This window comes from Nostoc sp., assembly GCF_036916575.1.
Lineage (GTDB): Bacteria > Cyanobacteriota > Cyanobacteriia > Cyanobacteriales > Nostocaceae > Nostoc.
Genome location: NZ_JBALGC010000142.1, coordinates 1 through 22,841, shown reverse-complemented (window position 1 = coordinate 22,841; position 22,841 = coordinate 1). Strand labels below are relative to the sequence as shown.

At 42.7% G+C, this 22,841-nt stretch carries 17 protein-coding genes; 14 read left to right on the top strand and 3 right to left on the bottom strand.

Going from position 1 to position 22,841, the window contains the following annotated elements; genetic code table 11:
• Positions 1-27: 27 nt before the first annotated feature.
• From pstB to V7L29_RS31425, 8 genes are all read left to right on the top strand, one after another.
• Positions 28-855 carry a phosphate ABC transporter ATP-binding protein PstB gene (gene pstB, locus V7L29_RS31460; protein WP_334737950.1) on the top strand — a complete coding sequence of 276 codons (828 nt, stop codon included), beginning with the start codon at positions 28-30 and terminating at the stop codon, positions 853-855.
• Positions 856-1,470: 615 nt separating this feature from the next.
• On the top strand, positions 1,471-2,259 hold the full coding sequence (locus tag V7L29_RS31455) for an AraC family transcriptional regulator (RefSeq protein WP_334737949.1): 789 nt from the start codon (positions 1,471-1,473) through the stop codon (positions 2,257-2,259).
• 9 nt (positions 2,260-2,268) lie between these two features.
• Positions 2,269-2,466 (top strand): helix-turn-helix transcriptional regulator, encoded by a 198-nt coding sequence (locus tag V7L29_RS31450; protein WP_334737991.1) that lies wholly within the window; start codon positions 2,269-2,271, stop codon positions 2,464-2,466.
• A gap of 272 nt (positions 2,467-2,738) precedes the next feature.
• Positions 2,739-5,438 carry a TonB-dependent receptor gene (locus V7L29_RS31445; RefSeq protein ID WP_334737948.1) on the top strand — a complete coding sequence of 900 codons (2,700 nt, stop codon included), beginning with the start codon at positions 2,739-2,741 and terminating at the stop codon, positions 5,436-5,438.
• Positions 5,439-5,901: 463 nt separating this feature from the next.
• On the top strand, positions 5,902-6,210 hold the full coding sequence (locus V7L29_RS31440) for a TonB-dependent receptor plug domain-containing protein (protein ID WP_334692921.1): 309 nt from the start codon (positions 5,902-5,904) through the stop codon (positions 6,208-6,210).
• 801 nt (positions 6,211-7,011) lie between these two features.
• Complete coding sequence (locus tag V7L29_RS31435; RefSeq protein WP_334737947.1) at positions 7,012-7,980, top strand: AraC family transcriptional regulator; 969 nt, start codon at positions 7,012-7,014, stop codon at positions 7,978-7,980.
• A 69-nt stretch (positions 7,981-8,049) separates the two neighbouring features.
• Complete coding sequence (locus tag V7L29_RS31430) at positions 8,050-10,806, top strand: TonB-dependent siderophore receptor (protein WP_334737946.1); 2,757 nt, start codon at positions 8,050-8,052, stop codon at positions 10,804-10,806.
• A gap of 257 nt (positions 10,807-11,063) precedes the next feature.
• Complete coding sequence (locus tag V7L29_RS31425; protein ID WP_334737945.1) at positions 11,064-13,175, top strand: single-stranded-DNA-specific exonuclease RecJ; 2,112 nt, start codon at positions 11,064-11,066, stop codon at positions 13,173-13,175.
• Positions 13,176-13,277: 102 nt separating this feature from the next.
• Here V7L29_RS31425 and psb30 read toward each other — a convergent pair whose 3' ends face one another.
• On the bottom strand, positions 13,278-13,421 hold the full coding sequence (gene psb30, locus V7L29_RS31420; RefSeq protein ID WP_069068686.1) for a photosystem II reaction center protein Ycf12/Psb30: 144 nt from the start codon (positions 13,419-13,421) through the stop codon (positions 13,278-13,280).
• A 275-nt stretch (positions 13,422-13,696) separates the two neighbouring features.
• On the opposite strand from psb30, the gene V7L29_RS31415 reads away from it, so the two are divergent.
• Positions 13,697-14,326, top strand: a complete 630-nt coding sequence (locus tag V7L29_RS31415) for a hypothetical protein (RefSeq protein WP_334737944.1) — start codon at positions 13,697-13,699, stop codon at positions 14,324-14,326.
• A 484-nt stretch (positions 14,327-14,810) separates the two neighbouring features.
• Here V7L29_RS31415 and V7L29_RS31410 read toward each other — a convergent pair whose 3' ends face one another.
• Entirely contained in the window at positions 14,811-16,574 is a 1,764-nt protein-coding gene (locus V7L29_RS31410; RefSeq protein ID WP_334737943.1) for a mechanosensitive ion channel family protein, read from the bottom strand.
• 237 nt (positions 16,575-16,811) lie between these two features.
• On the opposite strand from V7L29_RS31410, the gene V7L29_RS31405 reads away from it, so the two are divergent.
• From V7L29_RS31405 to V7L29_RS31395, 3 genes are all read left to right on the top strand, one after another.
• The gene (locus V7L29_RS31405) at positions 16,812-17,162 is read left to right on the top strand and encodes a YkgJ family cysteine cluster protein (protein WP_334689131.1); all 351 of its coding nucleotides are present in this window, start codon (positions 16,812-16,814) and stop codon (positions 17,160-17,162) included.
• Between the two features lie 124 nt (positions 17,163-17,286).
• Complete coding sequence (locus V7L29_RS31400) at positions 17,287-17,715, top strand: TMEM165/GDT1 family protein (RefSeq protein WP_334689132.1); 429 nt, start codon at positions 17,287-17,289, stop codon at positions 17,713-17,715.
• A gap of 112 nt (positions 17,716-17,827) precedes the next feature.
• Positions 17,828-18,130 (top strand): TMEM165/GDT1 family protein, encoded by a 303-nt coding sequence (locus tag V7L29_RS31395; RefSeq protein ID WP_323201043.1) that lies wholly within the window; start codon positions 17,828-17,830, stop codon positions 18,128-18,130.
• Positions 18,131-18,161: 31 nt separating this feature from the next.
• Here V7L29_RS31395 and V7L29_RS31390 read toward each other — a convergent pair whose 3' ends face one another.
• Complete coding sequence (locus tag V7L29_RS31390; protein WP_334689133.1) at positions 18,162-19,088, bottom strand: cobalamin-binding protein; 927 nt, start codon at positions 19,086-19,088, stop codon at positions 18,162-18,164.
• A gap of 713 nt (positions 19,089-19,801) precedes the next feature.
• Here V7L29_RS31390 and V7L29_RS31385 point away from each other — a divergent pair.
• The gene (locus V7L29_RS31385) at positions 19,802-21,994 is read left to right on the top strand and encodes a hybrid sensor histidine kinase/response regulator (protein ID WP_334737942.1); all 2,193 of its coding nucleotides are present in this window, start codon (positions 19,802-19,804) and stop codon (positions 21,992-21,994) included.
• Positions 21,995-22,308: 314 nt separating this feature from the next.
• Positions 22,309-22,806, top strand: coding sequence for a hypothetical protein (locus tag V7L29_RS31380; RefSeq protein ID WP_334737941.1), 498 nt, complete (start codon positions 22,309-22,311; stop codon positions 22,804-22,806).
• The last annotated feature ends 35 nt before the right edge of the window (positions 22,807-22,841 follow it).

Genomic DNA, 22,841 nt, shown 5'->3' with positions numbered 1-22,841 from the left:
ATTCACGGATATTAGGAGAACAGCCAAATGACTTATAGCAATAGTAGAAGTAAATCAGATAGTGCCACAATCGACCAAGGCAAGGGTGTATTCAATGTTGAAGGTGTGAAGGTCTACTATGGGGGATTTTTGGCACTTTTAGATGTTTATCTAAAGATTCCTGATAAACAAATTATTGCTTTTATTGGGCCTTCAGGATGTGGTAAAAGTACCTTACTGCGTTGCTTCAACCGGATGAATGATTTAATTCCTGGAGCTAAGGTAGAAGGGAGACTAAATTATCGCAATCGCAACATTTACGATCCTAAGATAAATTCTGTAAAATTACGCCGCCAAGTCGGAATGGTTTTTCAAAGACCGAATCCTTTCCCCAAGTCAATATACGAAAATATTTCCTTTGGGCCGCGTGCTAACGGTTATAAAGGTAACATTGACGAATTGGTGGAAGATTCCCTCAGACGCGCTGCTATCTGGGATGAAGTCAAAGACAAACTCAAAGAGAAAGGAACTGCATTATCTGGCGGACAACAGCAACGGCTTTGCATAGCAAGAGCGATCGCGATGAAGCCAGATGTATTATTGATGGATGAGCCATGTTCTGCTCTCGACCCAATTTCTAGCCGCCAAGTCGAGGAACTCTGCTTAGAACTCAAGGAGCAATATACCATCATTATGGTGACACACAATATGCAGCAAGCTTCCAGAGTCGCAGATTTCACGGCTTTCTTTAATACAGAAATTGACGAACATGGTAAACGTCGGGGAAAATTAGTTGAGTTTAACCCTACAGCCCAAATGTTCAGTTCTCCTCAAACCAAAGAAGCTGAGGATTATATCAGTGGACGTTTCGGTTAAAGAGACATCACAGCAAAAGGGAAAGGTAAAAGCCAAGTTCAGTTGTGAGCGACTATTATTCCTTTGCCCTTTGATTTAAATTTAGTTAACTCAATAGACATCTTTGGAAATTAATTATGCATTCACCAAAACCCTTGTAGAGACGCGAAATTTGGCGTTTCTAGATTCTTTTCCGGAAATGTCTAATGTCCCCTAAAAAAAATCCTTCAGTCTACTGAAATTAAAATATAAGCTTGCCATTGCGGCAAACCGTTTCTTTAAGTCATATTTTGTTTACGAATCAGCTCTTATTCAGCTAATAGCTTAATTTGCCATAGTGTCAAGCGATCGCGGTACGATAATTGAGAATTAATAGCATTGATAGTTTGTCGCAACACTTCTACATGGGAGAGTTCATCTGGTGTTAATCATTTTAAAGATATCTGCGCTCTGTGATTTGAGCATCTGCGATCGCAGATTATACAAAATCTCAGTTTAATAGAAATTTAATCAATAAATTTATCTTGAAGTTTTAACATTTTCAATCAAGAGTGATAGTAACCTCTGCAATCTTCTTCTCGTTGCTGTAAAATTAATGCTAATTATTAGCAATAAATTTACTGTCAATCGCCAGCCATGACTTTTACAATGACAGCGCAAGAAGAAGGGGAAATGTGGGCTGAGGTCGCTCAGAGTGTTGTCTGTGATGCTACCTCAGAAACCTTTGAATTCACCCATGAAGTGCCTAAGAAACTGGGTAGGGGTGGTTTTCGCGGTGTACAAGTCCATCCCAATATCTGGCTGGCGATTACGGACTTTCAATATCATGATGATGTCATTTTCCTAATTCCCGAATGGGAACACCCCTTGCAATTTGGCGTTTTGCTTTCAGGTAGCACCATAGATGAATACGGAGGGAAGGTAGGAGAAGGATATACCTGCATTTCTGGTAGTGGTATCCAACGCCAAATGTCCTGTAAAGTTCCGCAAACGCGACATATGGGTGTAGATATTCATATGTCCCCTGATGTGTTGAGAACTTTTTTCCCGACAACAGATGGTGAAATTTTGCCCCAGTTGCGTTTCTTAACCCAGGGTAATGATTGGCAAAGTTTAATTTATCCAGAAATTACACCAGCTATCCAAGGTGTGGTGCAGCAAATAATTAATTGTCCTTACCACGGGATAGCTAAGAGAATGTATTTACAAGCGAAGGTTGTGGAATTGATGACATTGCAATTACTCCCGATTTTATCGCATCAAGGGGGATTGCAACCATCACCGAAATTAAAATCAGGAACTATTGCTAGCATCCATCACGCTACAGAAATTTTGCACTCTAATTTAGAAAATCCACCTTTATTAGTAGAGTTAGCACAAATGGTAGGAATTAGTGACAGGACTCTCAGACGCGGATTTCAATAACTCTTCGGTATAACAGTATTTGGTTATCTCACAGATAAGCGCATGGAGTTAGCAGAACAGTTATTACGTCAGGGAAGCATAACTATTGGCGAGGTTGCCCACAAAGTCGGTTATTCTGATCCAGGACGCTTTGCTGCTGCCTTTAAGCGCAGATTTGGCATCATGCCCAGTGAATGTTTATCGGGTAAAAAGTCCGTTTTAGCCTAACGATGCCGTTTTTGCGCTAGACTCGTCAACCTACTCTTGTTTATACTCAGTCTCATTAATAAATACAGCAGATTGCAATCAGTGAGATTTGACTCAAATCCTGGGCTGGTATGCATATTCAAAAAAAGCACAGCAATTTAACTTTCTGGTAAAGGGAAGTTAGTTTTTGGTCAGCCAAGGAGTTGAACTATCAATTGCTACTCTTTGAGATGCTCTTGATATAGAGTGTCAATAAGTTTAGGTTTAGTAAATTAGGTGTTTGAGGAGTTTTGATGAAGAGTTGGTGGTCATTTAGCGGTTCTCAGTTGTGCCTAGCACTGAGTATATCAGCATACTTGAGTGCTTTAGTTATTACGCCTACCTCGGCACAGGTTAAATCAAAAAGTAATATAGATTTCCCCGTTTTCAGTAAGGCTGCTGAACTTTTTCAAGTTGAGAGAGGCGATGCTAAAGGCGGGCAAACCATAAGCAATTCTCGAAGAATTAGACAATTAGGTGAGGATGAACCCACCATTAACAAAGCCCAACCGTTACTGGCGCAGTCACCAACCTCAGCAATTACCGAAATAACGGGAGTCAAGGCAAACCCGACACAAAAAGGTGTAGAGGTAATTCTACAAACCACCCAAGGGGAACAATTACAACTCATAAACCGCAGCACTGATAATAATTTTATTACCGATATTCCTAATGCTCAATTGCGTTTACCTGGGGGTCAAGGTTACACATTCCGCTCAGAAAAACCCCTAGCGGGAATTACAGAGATAATAGTTACCAATTTCAATGCCAATACTATTAGAGTAAGGGTAGTTGGCGAACAGGGTTTACCAACAGTTGAATTATTTGATAGCAATGAGGGTTTAATTTTTGGTGTCGCATCCACTGCAACTGCAACACAGCCAGAACCAGAAAAGCCAGCAAGTCAGACAGCGCCAGAACAACCAACCGCAGAGGGTGATAAGCCGATTGAGTTGGTGGTGACAGGGGAACAAGATACTTATCGCGCAACAGATGGATCAACTGCAACCAAAACTGACACACCTCTGCGCGACATTCCCCAATCGATTCAGGTAGTTCCCAAACAAGTGCTACAAGATCAGCAGGTAACAAACCTGGGCGATGCACTCAGAAATGTACCCGGTGTGTCGCAAGGAGGTCAGCCATTCTCACGCTCAATTTTGGTTGCACCAATAATTCGTGGCTTTAACTCTACAACCAATGTTTTGACAGATGGGTTGCAAAATGGCACATATTATTTTAGTAGCTTCTTTGAGCCTGCTGGCATCGAACAGATTGAAGTCCTCAAGGGACCTGCCTCCGTTCTCTATGGTCAAGGTCCTCTGGGAGGAATTGTCAATTTAATTACTAAAAAACCTCTCAGTGAGCCTTTTTACAGGGTGGAAGCTACGGCTGGAAGCTTTAATTTCTATCGTGGCGCTGTTGACTTGTCGGGTCCGCTCAACAGTAGTAAGACTGTATTGTATCGCCTAAACGTTGCGGCTCAGACGACTGAAAGTTTTGTTGATTCCTTTAATGGAGAACAATATTTTGTTGCACCTGCGCTTTCCTGGCAAATCAGCGATCGCACCAAGCTAACTCTACAGGCGCAGTATTTTAAGCAACGTCTAGATTTTGGTCAACAGGGACTCCCCCTCGTGGGTACCGTCCTGCCAAACCCTAACGGCAAAATTCCTCGTGATCGCTACTATGGTGAAGATTTTTCCCAAAGGCGTCTAGAGGTGTTTCAAGTTGGCTACAATCTCGAGCATCGCTTTAGCGACAACTGGCAGCTGCGTCATGCATTCAGAGGTACATGGGCTCCTTTAAGGGATAACTTCATCGCCAACCTTGATCTAGCTAGCGATAACCGCACCCTTGACCGAGGATACTTTAAAGGTGGTAATAACGAGCGAGGTTTCAACGTTGATACGTATCTAGTCGGTAAATTTGCTACAGGCAGCATCCAGCATCAACTCGTCACTGGGTTTAATTACATTAGGTATGATGCCGAACAGTTACCTAGATTTTTCGCGCCAGCAACTCCAATTGATCTGTTCAATCCTGTGTATGGTCAACCACTCCAAGGTACTCCCACTCAGGTAGCCGCATCAAAATTTCATAGCAATGCTTTTGGCATTTATATCCAGGATCAAATTGCGCTGTTTGATAATCTCAAATTGCTGTTAGGCGGACGCTTTGATATTGCAAACCAGAGAAAAAATGCAATTTTTCCTTTACCTGCAAGCACTGAGTCTAAACAACAGGAAGTATTTAGCCCGAGAGTCGGTGTCGTTTATCAACCAATTCCAGCTATTTCACTCTACGCCAGCTATAGTCAATCATTTGTACCATCTCAAGCCTTCAATAGTGACATAATTCCTCTACCGGAACGTGGTCGGCAGTACGAAGTTGGAATCAAGGCAGATTTGAGCGACAGACTTTCTGCAACCCTAGCGTTTTATGACCTCACTCGCACCAATGTATCAACCGACGATCCGAACAGACCAGGATTTTCGATTCAAGTCGGCGAACAGCAAAGCCAAGGCATTGAATTGAATCTAGCTGGTGAAATCTTGCCTGGATGGAATATTATTGCTGGTTATGCCTATACCGATGCTCAAATCACCAAAGACAACACCTTTGCGGTTGGCAACTTGTTGAATAATGTCCCCAAACACAGCTTTAACGTATGGACAACCTACGAAATTCAATCGGGTAGCTTGAAGGGATTTGGCGTAGGTGCTGGGGTGTTTTACACAGGTGACAGGCAGGGAGATCTAGAGAATACGTTTGAATTGCCCGGTTATTTCCGTACCGATGCTGCCATCTTTTACAAGCGGGATAACTTGCGAGCAGCGATTAATTTCAAGAACTTGTTTAACGTTGACTATTTTGAGTCGGCTTCAAACAGATTAAACGTTTACTATGGTGATCCATTCACGGTGCAAGGAACGATTTCGTGGGAGTTTTAGCAGTAGTCCGTAGGGTGGAATGGCACTGACTTAAGCAAAAGTTGCCGCCCAGATCCCCGACTTGTTTAAGGATTCGGGGAGCTAAATCTAACCCACTGGCTCCCCAACATCAAATTTATATCTCTAGTTGGTAATTTGCGTAGGCATCGCCGCACCACCTTAAGTACAGCCCATGATAAAATGGGTACGTAAATCTTACTGCTAGACACAATTTGTGTGAGTTTTTAACCTAGCGATCGCAATTATAAATAGAAATAGAAGTAAAAATTAATTTTGCTAAGACATCTAAGGGCATTTTGCACATTTGGGATGCTCCCGTTTTAGAGAGGGCGAAAAATTAGCAATAAATTATTTTCCGTAAATTCTTGGTAGTTGCCCGAATTCAATAAACAATGACGATAACATTGGTTTAGCTGTGTTCAGCACTAGTACAGCGTGGCGTAAATAAACAGACCATCAGGTTATACCCCAGCAAGTGCTGCGGGATCAAAACGTCACTATCCTGGTTGAAGCCCTTAGAAATGTCCCTGGTGCAGGATTTACAAATACCGCCAGATCACTGTTCGACTCAACTATTATCCTCCGAGGTTTTAGTTCTGGCAACAATGTCTTGAGAAATGGGTTAAATGAAAGTCCGCATAACAATAACATTGGCTTTGAGACGGCAGGGATCGAACGGATTGAAGTGCTTAAGGGACCTGCCTCCGTTCTGTATGGTCAAGCTGCACTAGGAGGAACGGTTAACTATGTCACCAAGCAGCCCTTGAGTTGAACCTTCATACACCTGTTGCGTTAGCGTAGCTTACCGTAGGTATCGCTGTGTATCGGTTAAATAAGCTATTGCTTGCAACGCCTGCTTAATTCTTCAGACACCTGTTGCGTTAGCGTAGCTTACTGTAGGTATCGCTTTGTATCGGTTGAATAGGCGATCGCTTTGGTGTTAAATAAAAGCAAATTTGCTAAGTTTCTATATTGAATTCGGGCAGTCGTTTATTGAATTCGGGCAGTCGTTTATTGAATTCGGACAGTCGTTTATTGAATTCGGACAGTCGTTTATTGAATTCGGGCAGTCGTTTATTGAATTCGGGCAGTCGTTTATTGAATTCGGGCAGTCGTTTATTGAATTCGGGCAGACTACAAGATTTTACATAAAATTATTCAAAAATTTTGTAATAAATAATTTAAAATATACTGAATAATGCATGTGTTAAATAACCCCAATAAAGAACGGGAAACACCGGATGGCACATGGTGTGGGCTTTGAACCCTTTTGCGCGATCGCGCTGTTTCGATTTAGTAAGAGTGCGTTAGCGTACCCATACGGGGAAGCAAACTACGCAAAGCGTCTCCGACAGGAGAAGGTATCGCCCCAATAGCAGCAGGTGATTAGACTGCTGCTATTTCCACCCTGCTTTGCTGCATATATCTGCAATCACAAAGCCTATCCTGAGTCGTGCGTGAGAGTGCCAATGATATATGTTGAGTTGTGCTGTTGTCAATAGTTAGGGATAAATCGCGGTAAAATTATTGAAATTAATTAACATCTATTTTTACTATCTACTAGTCGCCAACTATGACAATTACCCCCACAATAGCAGAATGGGATGAATGGTGGGCTGAAGCTGACAAAAACAGCCTGCAAAACTCATCAGAGCCATTTGAATCTTATTGTCAAGTACCCAAGCAACTAGGCAAAGGCTATGGGCGAGATATTGAGGTGTATCCCCAACTGTTGCTTTCAATTGGGGATTGTGAATATTACGATGATATATCGATGAAAGTTCCTGAATCGAATCATCCACTGCAATTTGCTGTCCTGCTTTTAGGAAATAACGCAAACAATACACTGATTTCTGGTGGCGGCGTTCAACGCTCATGGATGTCGATGACTCCAAAACCACGGAGTGTAGGCGTTAATATTCATATGCCACCTGAGTTATTGGGAACCTTTTTCCCGTTAGCAGGTGGCGAAATTCCTTCCCAGTTCAGCCTATTGGCGAAAGGTAATGATTGGCAGACAATATTAGAGCCTAAAAAGACTAGTGCTGTCAACTCTGTAGCACGAGAAATCATCTATTGTCCCTATCAAGGAATCACCAAGTTGATGTATTTGCAGGTAAGAGTGCTGGAACTGATCCGCTTGCAGTTAACTCCTCTGCTAGTGGATCGAGATGGAGTGCAAAGCTCGCCACGACTCAAGCCTGAAACTATTACCCGAATTTACCATGCCAAGGACATTTTACTCTCCCGTCTAGATAATCCACCATCGTTACTAGAATTGGCGCAAATGGTGGGAGTGAGCGAGCGCACTTTGCGTTATGGGTTTCAAGAATTATTTAATACAACAGTGTTTGGTTATCTGACTGAGCAACGTATGAAACAAGCAGAGCAGCTTTTACGAGAGGGGAAGCTGAGTATTGCTGAAGTTGCCAATTTGATTGGTTATTCCCAGCCAGCAAGTTTTGCTACTGTTTTTAAAAGAAAATTTGGAATTACACCTAGAGAATGTTTGTCAGGGAAAAAAAATATTTTCGGAGTCTAATGCCGTTTTGCAGTTGAAATGCCGTTTTGCAATAGACATAATTACAAATGCCACTTTAGACTAAGCTTCATGGCAATTAATAAATATCTGCATAAGCCTTGGAATCAAAATTGTGTGGGGAGTGGCATGAAAAGTCGGCAGTTTAATATCTCTTTATGGCTGGCAGCAACTTTAGTGGGAATGATCGGCACTCTAGTAACTCAAGTAGCCTCAGCAGAGGTGAAATTTGAAAATAATACTCAAAAAGCCTCTCTTTTGAAGGAGAAGCGTGGTCATCGAAAAATCCGGCAACTGAGCAAGTTAGAAATTCCTCTCAGCAGCGCTCAACATTTACTAGTGCAGTCGCCCACGCCGATTAATCCTCCTTCCGCCCCTGCTTCACAAGGAGAGAAACAGGGGGATATTATACCAATTACGGGGGTAAAAGCTAATCCCACAGACAAAGGTGTGGAGGTGATTTTAGAGACACCTGTTGGGACTCAACTGCAAGTCACAAATCGCAGTGCAGGTAATAATTTTATTGTCGATGTCTCAGGTGGGCAGTTGCGTTTAACTGACGGCAATGCTTTTACATTTCGTTCTGATAAACCAGTTGCGGGAATTACCCAAGTAACAGTTACGAATATTGATGCAAATACTGTGCGGGTGACGGTAGTAGGTGAGAAGGCTTTACCTACGGTTGAGTTATTTGATGATGATGCAGGGTTAGTTTTTGCAGTAGCAACTACAGCAACTGCAATGCAGCCACCTCAAACACCGCAAACCGAAGAAAAACCAGCACCCTCTACACCGCAGCAGACACCATCGACACAAGGTGATGAGCCGATTGAGTTAGTGGTGACAGGGGAGCAAGATGGTTATAGTGTACCGAATTCTTCCACTGCAACGCGGACGGATACACCCTTACGCGATATTCCCCAATCGATTCAGGTAGTGCCGCGACAAGTGCTGGAAGATCGCAACGTCAGAAGTTTAGACCAGGCAATAGAAACAGTCAGTGGTGTTGTTCAAACCGCAAGCACATTCGCTGGTGAGCTTTCAGGAGGCAAAATTATTAGAGGTTTTTTGCAGTACGGTAATTTCCGCAATGGTTTTCAAGATGTTGGCTACTTCGGTCTGACACCCATCGGCACAATCGAGCAGGTGGAAGTGCTCAAAGGACCCGCTTCAGTTCTATTTGGACAAGTAGAGCCTGGTGGAATTATCAACATAATCACCCGACAACCCTTGAGTCAACCTTATTACAATCTGGCATTTGAGGCGGGAAGTTATGGCTTTTATCAGCCCAGCATCGATTTATCAGGCCCTCTGACAAAAGATAACACACTGCTTTACCGCTTCATCGCCAGTTATCAAGGTGCAAAGAGTTATCAAGATTTTGCTAACACTGAACAAACTACCATCGCCCCATCAATTACCTTGAATTTGGGAGATCGAACAAGTCTGAATTTGTATTACGAGTACGCTCACCTCCTCGCCAATCCTCCCAATGCACCGATTGCGCTTCTGAGCAATGGTAGCTTTACACCTCGGAGTTTTTATACTGGCTATCCTGATTTAAATTTATTAGAGGTGACAACTCAAAAGTTTGGCTACACCCTAAACCATAAGTTTAGCGATAATTGGCAAATTCGTAATAATATCGCTATCTCTCTTGATGATATCAAACGTGACAATCGAGCCTATGCTGGCGGACTAGAGGGCGATCGCTTTTTGACAGGCTTTACAGTCTATGGAGAAGATAGTGGCTATGAGTTCAACAACTATTTTGGGCAGATTGACTTACTTGGGAAGTTTAATACCGGATCAATTACACATCAACTCTTAGTGGGCTTCGATGCCAATCGTCTTGTTGTACCCAGCGAACCAGGAGTTTTCAGTAACGATGTGCCTCCTTTAAATCTTTTTAACCCAAACTACAATGTTCCAAGACCAAATTTTGAATTTAGTTTTCAAGCCAGCATTGGCACAACTCAATCTTATGGGGTCTACCTTCAAGATCAGGTTGCGTTTAGTAACAGCCTGAAACTTCTAATTGGTGGTCGATACGATTGGATTTCATCAGAGAATAATACATTTGGAGACGGAATTGATCCGGTAGTAGAGAATAATGGTGCCTTCAGCCCTCGTATCGGCTTGCTGTATCAACCCAATAACACGGTTTCGCTCTATGCCAGCTACAGTCGCTCTTTTGTACCAACCGGAGGACGCAGCGCAAATGGTGAACTATTTGAGCCAACCAGAGGAACCCAGTATGAAGTTGGGGTTAAAACTGACTTTCTTGACGGCAAGCTTTCGACTACCCTAGCAGCCTATCATCTCACCAAAACAAATATTACGACTACCGATCCCAATAACCCTCAGTTTTCCATTCAAATCGGGGAGCAACGGAGTCAAGGGATTGAGTTGGATATTGCAGGTGAGATTTTCCAAGGGCTGAAGGTGATTGCCTCTTATGCCTACACTAATGCCCAAGTCACTGAAGATAACATTACTCCAGTCGGCAACCGATTGTCAAATGTGCCAGAGAATCAAGCCAGCCTCTGGACAACCTATACAATTCAAACAGGAGATTTAGAAGGTTTGGGATTTGGTCTAGGATTGTTTTATGTGGGTGAGCGAGAAGGAGATTTAGATAACTCATTTCAATTAGATGATTACTTACGTACCGATGCAGCAATTTATTACCGCAGAGGAGGTTTTAAGAGTGCGATCAACATTCGTAACCTCTTTGATATTGACTATGCAGATGCTTCCTACAGTCGAGTCGGTATCAATAGAGGTGACCCCTTAACAATTGTTGGCTCTATCAGCTGGGAGTTTTAATAATCATTTGTAGATTTACGGATAAGATGTCATGAGGGTGTAAGGTCAATACGGTTCGGTTAAAAGGGAAAGGGGAAGAAATAACTTTTAACCCTTCACATTGCGACTTGAACTCCGTCCGACTTGGCACTCTCCGGGCGATCGCTTGTTATATATTATGGATAAAAGTGTTTTAAATAGTAAATAATGTTATTAGTTGTGAGTTGAGAAACAACTTTCAATTCAATACTCATAACTAAAAACTCCTAACTTTTATTGTGCTAGACCGACCTATATCTGAACTTTCAAAACCTAGCAGGCGCTTACCTAATCAGCGCTGGCAAATTTATCCGCAGAAACCAGAATTTGCCCAAAAGCTGGCGGTTTTGACAAATATTTCCCCCATTATCAGTCAGCTGCTGATTAATCGGGGTATGGAAACACCAGAACAGGTACAAGCATTTTTAAAGCCAGAGTCTTTAGTCTTACCTTCGCCGTTGGAAGAATTCCCAGATTTGGCGATTAGTTTGGAGTTGTTGCAAAATGCGATCGCTTCTCAAACAAAAATTGCTATTTGTGGTGATTACGATGCTGATGGTATGACTAGCACTGCTCTACTTTTACGTAGTCTCCGCACTTTAGGCGCACAAGTAGATTATGCTATTCCCAGCCGGATGCATGAAGGCTACGGTATTAATAAACGCATAGTTGAAGAATTTCACAGCGAAGGTGTAGGATTAATTCTGACTGTAGATAATGGCATATCTGCGTTTGAACCAGTTGCTAGAGCTAGAGAACTTGGTTTAGCAGTGATTATCACCGATCACCACGATATCCCCCAAAAATTACCGCCAGCAAACGCTATTCTTAATCCCAAACTAATAGCCGAATCCTCACCTTATCGGGGTGTTGCTGGTGTTGGTGTTGCCTACATTTTGGCAGTGTCTCTAGCACAACAGTTAGGGGAGACTAAGGGGTTGATCCAGCCGATGCTAGCACTATTTACACTGGGAACGATCGCAGATTTAGCTCCCTTAACTGGTGTAAATCGCCGCTGGGTAAAACGTGGTTTACAGCATTTACCCAAATCCAACTTGGCTGGGGTGCAGGCGTTGATTCAGGTAGGTGGCGTGCAGGCGAGGAGAGATGGGGAGATGGGGAGCAGGGGAGCAGGGGAAAAAAAATTTAATATTCCTAACTCCTCAAATCCAAAATCGCTCAAGCCTGAAGATATCGGGTTTCGCCTGGGGCCACGAATTAATGCTATTGGTCGGATTGGTAATCCCCAGACTGTCATTGAATTGCTAACTACGGATGATATGGGGGTGGCGCTAGAAAGAGCAATGCAGTGCGAACAAATCAACGCCTCTCGCCAGCTAATGTGTGAGCAAATTGAGCAAGAAGCGATCGCCTATGTAGAAACACAATATATCACGTCTCTACAGCAAGACCGTGTATTAGTTGTAGTTCAACCCAATTGGCATCACGGCGTTATTGGTATTGTCGCCTCCCGGTTGGTAGAACGTTATGGCGTTCCCGTGTTCATCGGTACCTATGAGGATGAAAAACATATACGCGGTTCAGCACGCTCAATTCCAGAGTTTCATGTATTTGAAGCTTTGGAATATTGTCACGATTTACTAGCTAAATTTGGTGGACACAAAGCAGCCGGGGGATTCTCTCTAGCAGCAGAGAATTTACAGGTGTTGCGATCGCGTTTGATTGAGTTTGCTAACCAGTGTCTTGAACCCCAGCATCTCAAGCCTCTGCTCAAAATTGATGCCGAAGTCAACCTCAATCAAATTAATCAGCAGCTTTACCAACAACTTAATGCTCTACACCCCTGCGGTATGGACAACCCTGATCCAGTTTTTTGGACACCTAATGTTCAAGTGGTTGAGCAAAAAATTGTTGGTAAAGGTCACATCAAACTGACAATTGCCCAAACTATTGATAATCAGGAGTATAGAATTAAAGCGATCGCTTGGCGTTGGGGCGACTATTTCCGCTTACCACCGCGAGTGGATGTCGCTTACAAACTGCGAGAAAATTACTTTAACGGTAACACTACCATCGAGCTAGAGTTAATAGGAGTCAGACTGCCAATTCAGCTTCAACAATTTTTTGCTTCGCCACCTACCCCATCAAGCACAACTTTTGAATATAACCAGCGACATTATACTTGTGGTTTCTATAAAAACGGTATTCAAGCAGAATTAAGAATTAAAAATTCTGAAGGCAAAGTCTTAGCCATGCAGCCAGGACATACAATCGGTTTGCTAGGCACTAATCGTCAAAACGCCAAAGAAGTTGATATTTCTCAACCACAGTATGACAATATTATCCAAGCTGCCCTTCAGGCGTTATCGGTATTGAGCGCTGAGTCATGAGTTATGAGTTATAAGTTATGAGTTTTAAATTCCAAAATTTTCTTCTACTCAACACTTCACACTTCTTCTCACTCAGTACTCAGCACTCAGTACTCAGCACTGTTAAAGGTTGCCGTTGCGAAATGCCAGCACAAAGATTACTGCTGGCCCAGCAATCACAATTAGCGCCACGGACAGCAATTGGAAAATCACTTCCCAATTGATACTGGTAAAAGCGTTAAACAAGTCAGACACAGCGTCAAACATTTTTCCTGTTCTCCTCCCAATTGTCTTGAAAAATTCAATAACTTAGTTATAAAACCCGCAATCGATCATATCTGGCAATGGCCTATTAGATTTAATTTACTTAACAAAATTATAAGAAAAGACATAAAAAACTAAAATAGGGGATTAGGCATTGGAAATTAATTTCTCCCTTGTCCCCCTTGTCTGTTTAAGAAGGGTTTGCAAATGTCAACTAGAAACACACATCTAGAGGATAATATAAAATGTCATCTTCGTTGTCATAACTCAGAAGTTTTATGGTAATTAAATCTTCAAATTTGTTTTTAGCGGTAGTACTGGCGATCGCTTCTTTAAGTTTTCCTATATCCGTCAAAGCCGATACCGTGAATGCCCGTTGCGATGTGTTCCCAAAAGGAGAAGACCGCGCCACATCCTCTGGTCCGTGTACCTTTTCCCAACGGCAGGGTGCGGTTAGCATTGAACTGGAAAATGGTCGTCGCTATGACCTACTCCCTGAGGGTAATCGACCCGGCAATTATCGCGATCAAAATGGTGATGCTGCCTATCGACAAGCTGGACTGGGTGACAAGGGACAGATTTATCGCCTCGCCACTGAGTCGATTTTTGTCTATTGGGATACAGCTTATAATAGACAAAACTCAGGTAACAGAAATCGTAGGGCTGCTGCTAGGCGTGAGCCTGAAGCAGGTACTACCGTTCCTCGGTTGAGTGATTTAGTGGGGGCAAGGGCAGGACAGGCAGAAAACACAGTGAAAGAACGGGGCTATCGATGGGTCAAGAGTGATGATTCGGGCTACAGCTACTGGCTAGAAGGCAAAACCAACTACTGTGTAACAATCCAAACAGACCAAGGACGCTACCAATCGATTGTTTACACGGGGGGTTCACAGGATTGTAAGAATTAGTTGCTATCTGGACAAACAATCCAATTTGGAAGGCACTGAGAGGATGTCTTAAAAGGTAGCCGAGAAAGCTGAAACCTGCATTCTTTAGTTAAAGCACAATGTCTCAAACGCTGATTATTTCGTGAATAAGCATCGTCCAGGGGACTTCTCAGACATTGTGCCCTAATGAGTGGATGTTACGTATCGGCTCAATAAACTGGGGTAGCAAAGAACATAAAAAGGTTCGCGAGGTATATGCAGCGTTATCAAATATGACACATGACGCAAAAACTTCTTAAAAGTTTTGCCAATCGCAATCAGCAGTAGGAGAATTTTATCATTTCTGCGCTTTTCGTTTTTCAACGTCAACAAATGTTTGACAATCTATTTTTAATGGTAAATCGTCTGACTGAATTAAACTTAATAAGCAAGTGTGAGGGACCAAAAGGCGTGAAAGCTTGGTTTTAGCAGTTATGATAAGTGATTCATTTCCGGCTGACAATCTTCAATTTGCGTCAATCTGAATCTTGTTAGCTTCAAAGGCTTGCCGTACCCGTAGACGGAACTCTCGCCCAACGTTCCATTGTTCCATAGGTGCGGTTTTAATCCAGACGCGCACTAACATACCCATGTGGGATAGGTCATCAATCCCCAACACTTGGGGCGATTCTAGCAGGCGATCGCGCCATTCTACTTCGCTATACAATTGTTTGCATACTTGCTTGAGAATCTTTAAAACCTGCTTTGGGTCGTTTTCATACGCCACTACAATAGAAAAGTCTACCCGTGACCAGAGGCGAGTGAGATTGCTGACATTGGTGATATTACTATTAGGAATAGTAATTAATTTACCTTCGTTATTACGTAGTTGAGTTACCCGCAGGTTGAGATTTTCCACCAGTCCGCTTTTATCCCCAATCTCAATTACATCTCCCACAGCAAATTGATCCTCCATCAAAATCAAACAGCCATTGACCAAATCTTTAATCAAACTTTGGGAACCAAGAGAAATGGCGATACCAATGACAGCACCCCCTGCCAAAATTGAACTGGTGGGCACATCAAACATGTTTAGAGACCGCAAGATACCCAAGGTGATGAAAACAAAGGTGATTAATCCTTTGAGTGCCCCGGAAACTGTTGCAGCTCGTAGCGCAATCCGTTGAGTTTCACTCAAAGGCAGAGAGGAATGGGTTGTCCAGACATCAGTGAGGCGGTCAATTAAGGTTTTGCCGATCCGAATAACAAGACTGATGAAAAACCAAAGAATCAGTAGCGCCAGGGGCCTGGCTAAAGCCTGCGTCCACCATTTCATGAGGTAGGGGACGCGAGACATGATCACCACAATCCCGATGTACCACATCAGAATAAATGCCCAAAACACTAGCCATGTCAGTAGAGAATAGATCCCCAGTTGGCGCTTGAGGCTGAACTGTCGCCGGATCGTGTCTAGAAACTGCGATCGCCCATCGGCGATCGTGTCTGCATCTGTTTTCTTTTCACTGGTCTCTATTGTGTCAATAGTTGTGGATGTTTCTGCCTCAGTTCGCTTGACCACACCCTGTTTTACCGCAGCTATCTGCTCTTGATGGCTAACTTGCAATGCCGTCTGTTTGCGAATTAGAGTTCGCCGCAGTAACCACAACACAACACTCCCCAACATTAAGCCGATGCTGATTTGCAGTGCCTGTCCAATCCGTTGCCACAATACCTTATGCGAGAAGAATGTATTAATGCGTTCCACTTCTGCTTGTAATATTTTTTGCCACTCTTGCGCCAATTCCTCCAGAGTTTTCCCGTGGTAGTCAGCATCTGGCTCTGTTACAGTCACCAGCCTTAAAGGACGGGTCGTTTGATCGTCACTGAGTTGGAGGATTGAATCCTGATTCAGAATGGCAATAGAAACCAAAGGAGTTTGTTTAGCTTTGTTAGTTCGGTCGAGCGCTCGCATCAGCCGTTGTGTAATTTCTTCGGCACGTACCTCTACTGGAAGAGATCCGTCTGGCGGTTGGCTACGATTAAAAACAGTGGGAGAGACAATCTCAAACAATAAGTCTCTGTCTAAGGGTGAATACACAGAGGCAATTTCATACATACCGAGGCGGGTAACACCACTAGGTGGCTGGTGCGGATCGTTGGAGGCTGCGGTAGGTAAGGAAGGCAGTTGACTGTGAATGATCGCACTCCAACCAAGCACCATTGCGATCGTCATCACACTGACTAGCACAAACCGAATTATTGAATGGAGGAAGCGATTAAATAGGAACATATCTATGGGAAAGTGATTGAGTAGCTGATAGATGTAGGAGCCGCGTTTGTGATCAATCCCACTTTTTCTCCCAATGCAGCGTGCAGGGAAGCTTTGAAAACTAAGTTCGTGCTGCCTGCAACTTCCTCAAAGTAGGTTATCATGGAGCATCTTGCTAAAGCCAATGTCAAAGACCGTGACCGATTCTAGATGATACGTTACTCGCCTCATCCCCTACTCCCCACTCCCTAATCCAAAATGGCAACTTGGCAATGTGTAAAGCAATGTGGAGCCTGCTGTAATCTTGATCCAGCAGAGCGTCCAGATTTGGATGAGTATCTCTCACCACCAGAACTAGAACTCTACCTCAGCATGGTAGGTGAAGGGGGATGGTGCGTTAATTTCGACCATACCACGCGAGAATGTCGCATCTACCCTAATCGTCCTCGCTTCTGCCGTGTGGAATCAGAAGTGTTTCAAGATATGTATGGGGTTGAACCAGAAGAAGTCAACGATTTTGCTATTGACTGCTGTCGCCAGCAAATAGAGGGAGTATATGGCGATCGCAGTCTGGAAATACTACGCTTCAATAAAGCTGTTGGGCTGTGATGAGTATGCAAGGACGCAAAGACGCCCGATCATTTTTTTATATTTATCTGTAAAGTTGCAATTTATTAACAATCTGAGAATATGATAGAAATATGAAAGCAACCTCACAACAAAACTACTGCCCGTGAAACTTGACTCTGCTCCTTTGGACATTTCTGGCATATCTGAGACTGAGATTGAGCTAGAATTGAAAGACAGCACTGATTTTAACTTCATTCCGGCGATCGCCCAGCCAGTTCAGCCTGTAGTTGCCGATAGTCCTCAAAAGCAGCAATCAGTGCTAGTAGTTTTTGGTACAACTTTTGTAACCATTTTTCTAGCAGAAATTGGAGATAAGACTCAGCTATCCACTCTGTTAATGAGTGCAGAATCTCATTCGCCGTGGGTAGTATTTGTCGGATCAGCGGCTGCGCTGATAACCACTAGCTTATTAGGTGTGCTTTTAGGTAGTTGGATAGCCACCCGACTCAGCCCGAAAACTATAGAAAAATCAGCAGGCGTGATGTTGTTGGTGATTTCCCTGATGCTGTTTTGGGATGTATTCCAAGGTTAGTTAGGAGTAGAGACGCGATTAATCGCGTCTGTACACGAGTTAGTAGTTATTCTCTACCTGCCTCCCCTGCCTCCCCTGCTTCCCCATCTCCCCCACTCTCCCCCTTAATTATATGGATTGGCATCTTTTAGGACTGAGCTTTATTACAGTTTTTTTATCAGAATTGGGTGACAAAAGTCAGCTAGCAGCAATCGCACTTTCAGGGCGTTGTAATTCTCCGCGTGCAGTATTTTTTGGTGCAGCAGGCGCACTGCTGTTGACAAGCCTTTTGGGAGCATTAGCAGGGGGAGCAGTAGCAGAATTATTACCTACACGCTTGTTAAAAGCGATCGCTGCTGTGGGATTTGCCATCCTCGCTGCACGCCTGCTGTTATTTAACAATGAACCATCGACAGATTCTGAACAAACACCGTAACTAAATCATCTAGTTTTCACATTCAGCTAAATTACAAAGCTTCCCAACCAGTTCCTTTGTAGCCGTATTGAAAAATTTCTGGATGCAAAATTTCTGCCAAAATTTCTAGAGAATCTACCAGTCGTGGCCCTGGACGATTGAAATAAGAATTGCCATCAGTGATGTATACCCTACCAGTTTCGGTAGCGTGCAGTTTTTCCCAGTCTGAGCGTTGAGTTAACAAATTGGCTTCTTGGCGAGTCCGATTTAAATCAAAGCCACAAAGCATAAAAACAATTACATCTGGATTAGTTGTTAATAGTGTTTCCCACGGCAAGATCGGAGAAGGCTGACCTGTAACGCAAAATAGAGAGTGTCCTCCTGCTAAGTTAACTAATTCCGGAATCCAATTCGCGGCGACCATCAAAGGATCAGTCCACTCTATACAAACAACACTAGGCACTTCATTTAAAGAAAGTCCTTGGATTTTTTGTTGACAAATTTTGACGCGAGCTTCTAAATTTTCTATGACTTTTAATGAGTCTACGCCAAAGATGTTGCCGACTCGCTCAATGTCAGCCCAAACATCCTGGAGAATATTGGGTTGTAAAGAAATAATCTGGGGTTTACTGTCAATGAGTGTAGCAACTGCCTTTTCAACTTCTTCTAAGCTGACAGCACAAACATCGCACTGGTCTTGCGTGAGAATGTGGGTAGGCTGCAACTCCTCTAAAACATCTGTTTTGATTTGATAAATACTGAGAGCAGATTGCAATAAATCGTTCACATCATCATGAATTTGGCTGCTGGAGGCATTGGAGTTTAAGCGTGCTTGGGTACAAATCGGGCGATTGAGGATTTCTGGAGGGTAATCGCATTCGTGCGATCGCCCCACAATAGCATCAACCAACCCTAGTGTCGCTAAAATCTCTGTTCCGCCCGGAATCAGGGAAACAATTCTCACATTACTATCCGTCATCGCTCCACCTCCACAAAAGCTGCCGTCACCTTAATTTTGACAAAATTTAAGTCTTTAGGCATCTTTCTCTAGGAGAATCAAGAGTGTTTTCGTAGTCAGCACTAAGCAAGAAATTGAACTGGGGATTAAGAATTAGGGATTGGGACAACTTTGATGGGGATTCAAACCTCAATCAAATTATGAGTCAGCGCGGTCTTCTGCCATGCGCGGCATCGTCTTGTAGTGAAGGGAGACGATGCCGCGCATAGGGTTTACCCTTAGGAGCAAGTGGCGTGAGACGTTTTATTTTTCAAAAATTCCGTATATTTGAAGCTTAAGTGTAGGGTGGGCATTGCCTCCCCTAAGTGTCTTTCAAAAATAAGATCCGAATCTTATATATAGGAATGGTAAATTTTTTTGAAAAATTTAAGTAATTTTGTCGGGTGTATTTCACAAATAAAATAATAGTCCTATACTACTTGATAGTGGAATTACTTGATAGTGGAATTATTTTAAATGCTAATTATACCCTGGCAAAAATCACTAGCATAATGTAATAGAAGTGATTAGCAAAATTTAGTTTAAACTTGTTATCCAGAATTCTAAGATTTAATTATAAAAAAAAATACTTTCCGGTTATGAAAAACCCGATGAAGTAATTGTAGTTATACAAAGACGGTTCTACTTTTTGCGTAGAACTGTAAGGCAAAATTATTTCTTCTTGAGGGTAACTAATGCAGGTGATGTCAGTTAGAGATATTACAGAGCACAACCAGGCTCAAGAGGCTTTACAAATCAAAGAAAATAATCGGCGAAAACAAAGCCAGACGCTGGTGCAACTAGCAAGGAGCAAGACATTTCAGCAAGGTAATCTCAATGCGGCGTTAAGGGAAATCACAGAAACTGCTGCTCAGACGCTGTTAGTCGAGCGAGTTGGGGTGTGGTTATATAATGAAGAACGTTCAAAAATTGAATGCATCGATTTATATGATGTCAGCACTAAGGAGCATACCTTTGGTAACTCGCTTTTAAAAACAAATTATCTAGCTTATTTCCAGGCTTTAGAAGAGGAACGTAGCATTGTTGTACATGATGCCGGAAACGATACAAGAATCCAAGAATTATCCGAGTCTTATCTTTCTGTGTTGGGTATCACATCCCTGCTAGATGTACCAATTTGGCTAGAAGGACATTTGGTGGGCGTAGTGTGTTACGAACACATAGGCAAAGCTCGCCAATGGACTTTGGAGGAAGAGACTTTTGCTGGCTCGATTGCGGATTTCGTGACGCTGGCTATAGAAGCGAGTGAGCGAAACGTCATACAGTCAGCACTGCAACAGAGTGAGGCGCAATTCCGGGCGATTTTTGAGCGTTCCTCTATCGGCATTGGACTTATAGATATGAAAGCGCAGATAGTCGATACTAATCTGGCACTGTGCGAGATTTTAGGATATAGCCGAGAGGAGCTATACGGCAAGCGCTTTACAGATTATATTTCTACACAAAAGGGGGATTTAAAACTTTACAAACAACTGGTGTCAGGAATTCGCACAGACTTAGAGAGAACTTCGAGGGTCGGCTTCCAACCCTCTGAACATCACGAACAGGTTGTCGAAAGACATCGGATTGAGATCGAAAGACGCTGCCTGCATCAAAATGGTAGCTTAGTTTGGACTCATATCTCTGTTTCTGTTATACCAGGCAGCAATGGTGAACCTGAGTTTTTTCTAGCGATGATTGAGGACATTACTGAACGCAAGCAAACAGAGTTGAAACTTCTTGCCTCTCAAGAAGCAACAGAAGCTGCCAATCGGGCAAAAAGTGAATTTTTAGCAACCATGAGCCATGAGTTACGGACGCCTTTGAATGCAATTATGGGTTTGTCGCAGTTGCTGCAACAACAAATAGTTGGCTCTCTCAATGAAAAGCAGAACGAATATGTAAATTGTATATATAGTAGTGGTGAACATCTGCTGACACTAATTAACGATATTCTTGATTTATCTAAGGTAGAAGCAGGCAAAGAGGAACTGTTGCTGTCACCTTTACCAGTATTAGAGATATGTAATTATGCCATATGGACAGTGCGCGATCGCGCCTTAGAAAAGGGATTACAACTCACACATGAAATTGACTTAGAAGCGGATATTTGCATTGCTGATGAGCGACGCATCAAGCAAATGCTACTCAACCTGCTCACCAATGCGATTAAATTCACCCCAGCCGGTCAGGTATCGTTGGTAGTCAAAAAAGTACCGCAAGGAATAACGTTTACAGTTTCAGATACTGGAATTGGTATAGACTCAAATCAGTTTCAATTTCTATTTGAACCGTTTAAACAGCTTGACAGTCAGTTAAATCGGCAGTATGAAGGCACTGGTTTGGGTTTAGCTTTAACACGCAAATTAGCGCATTTGCATGGTGGAGATGTGACTTTTACATCGACTTTGGGAAAGGGTAGTCAGTTCACTCTGTTTCTACCAAATCCAGTGCATCCGGAAGATGAGGGAGATGAGGAAGCAACATCCTGCCCAGCTATCCCCCAAAATCAAATGATTCTACTTGTGGAAGAAGAGGAAAATTCTGGCATAGTATTGCAAGATTATCTCCAGACAATTGGCTACCAAGTTAAGTGGATAGATAACGGAAATAAATTTTTGGAAGAGGTGCAAAATCTCCAACCAGATATAATTTTCTTGGATGTCCAGTTAACAGGTAATGCTAATGGCTGGGATTTGCTAAATATTCTCCAGCAAGAGCCTTCTTTGCAAGATATTCAGGTGGTAATGATGGGCTTTAGTGAACTTTCAGAAGATAAACTTTCGATTCTGCAAGCTGGTGCTAACGATTATCTTCTCAAACCCATTGAGGTAATGCAATTAGAGTCAATATTGACACGATATTTGAGCTGTAAGGGTAATTCATGAATTGCCCTAAGAAGAAAATCTTTCTTTTCGGTTATTGTTTGACTAAGTCTTAGCAAATATCCTCTTAGACGCTAGGCGATCGCATTCATATTTTTAGTCCCAAAGAGCTATTGTAGAATGATGCCAAGCGTAGGCTAGCAAGAACCGCAGGCATGGCTTAATCTTTGTCATCCCTTAGGCCTAGCCCAACTCGGACATCGCTGTAATCAATATAAAAATGTCAGGATTACATACATAAAAATAAGTATTTATATATACAGTTATCCCCAAATAATGTAAAGAATATTCAAAATCGATTCAGGAAGATAGAAGTTATGGCAAATATCATTGGAACCAACGGTAATGATACCCTACTGGGTACTAACAGCGCGGACACAATTAACGCTAAAGCAGGTAATGATACCATCACAGCTAACGAAGGCGACGACACCCTGACAGGTGGCGGTGGTAAGGATAAATTTGTTTATAACATCGATTACTTAAACGAGGACACTGATACCATCATCGATTTTGGTGGTGTAGGTAAAGGTACAAACCTAACAGCAGCAGTTATTGCCGAAGTGGATACTATCAAATTCCAAGGTTTTAACTTGACTGCCGAAAATCTGCTGCTTACCCAGAATGGCAGTAATCTGGAAATCACTTTTGAACGGGCAGATGGTGAAAAAGTTATCCTAAAAAACTTCAAACTAGAAAATTTAGATAACCTGAAAGCTTCTGGAACAAGACCAGCCACTGGGAATATCTTGTTTGACTCATATCTTGCACCTGGAAATATGGATGTCAAAACCACAACTACGTGCAAGAGGTAACAACCGCTCAATATTAAGTAACATATGAGACACTA

Coding starts and splice junctions, on each gene's coding strand:
- V7L29_RS31380 (WP_334737941.1), top strand. CDS start 22,309: ATGGCAAATATCATTGGAACCAACGGTAATGATACCCTACTGGGTACT.
- V7L29_RS31390 (WP_334689133.1), bottom strand. CDS start 19,088: ATGACGGATAGTAATGTGAGAATTGTTTCCCTGATTCCGGGCGGAACA.
- V7L29_RS31455 (WP_334737949.1), top strand. CDS start 1,471: ATGACTTTTACAATGACAGCGCAAGAAGAAGGGGAAATGTGGGCTGAG.
- V7L29_RS31405 (WP_334689131.1), top strand. CDS start 16,812: ATGGCAACTTGGCAATGTGTAAAGCAATGTGGAGCCTGCTGTAATCTT.
- pstB (WP_334737950.1), top strand. CDS start 28: ATGACTTATAGCAATAGTAGAAGTAAATCAGATAGTGCCACAATCGAC.
- psb30 (WP_069068686.1), bottom strand. CDS start 13,421: ATGTTTGACGCTGTGTCTGACTTGTTTAACGCTTTTACCAGTATCAAT.
- V7L29_RS31410 (WP_334737943.1), bottom strand. CDS start 16,574: ATGTTCCTATTTAATCGCTTCCTCCATTCAATAATTCGGTTTGTGCTA.
- V7L29_RS31445 (WP_334737948.1), top strand. CDS start 2,739: ATGAAGAGTTGGTGGTCATTTAGCGGTTCTCAGTTGTGCCTAGCACTG.
- V7L29_RS31415 (WP_334737944.1), top strand. CDS start 13,697: ATGGTAATTAAATCTTCAAATTTGTTTTTAGCGGTAGTACTGGCGATC.
- V7L29_RS31395 (WP_323201043.1), top strand. CDS start 17,828: ATGGATTGGCATCTTTTAGGACTGAGCTTTATTACAGTTTTTTTATCA.
- V7L29_RS31385 (WP_334737942.1), top strand. CDS start 19,802: ATGCAGGTGATGTCAGTTAGAGATATTACAGAGCACAACCAGGCTCAA.
- V7L29_RS31435 (WP_334737947.1), top strand. CDS start 7,012: ATGACAATTACCCCCACAATAGCAGAATGGGATGAATGGTGGGCTGAA.
- V7L29_RS31430 (WP_334737946.1), top strand. CDS start 8,050: ATGGCAATTAATAAATATCTGCATAAGCCTTGGAATCAAAATTGTGTG.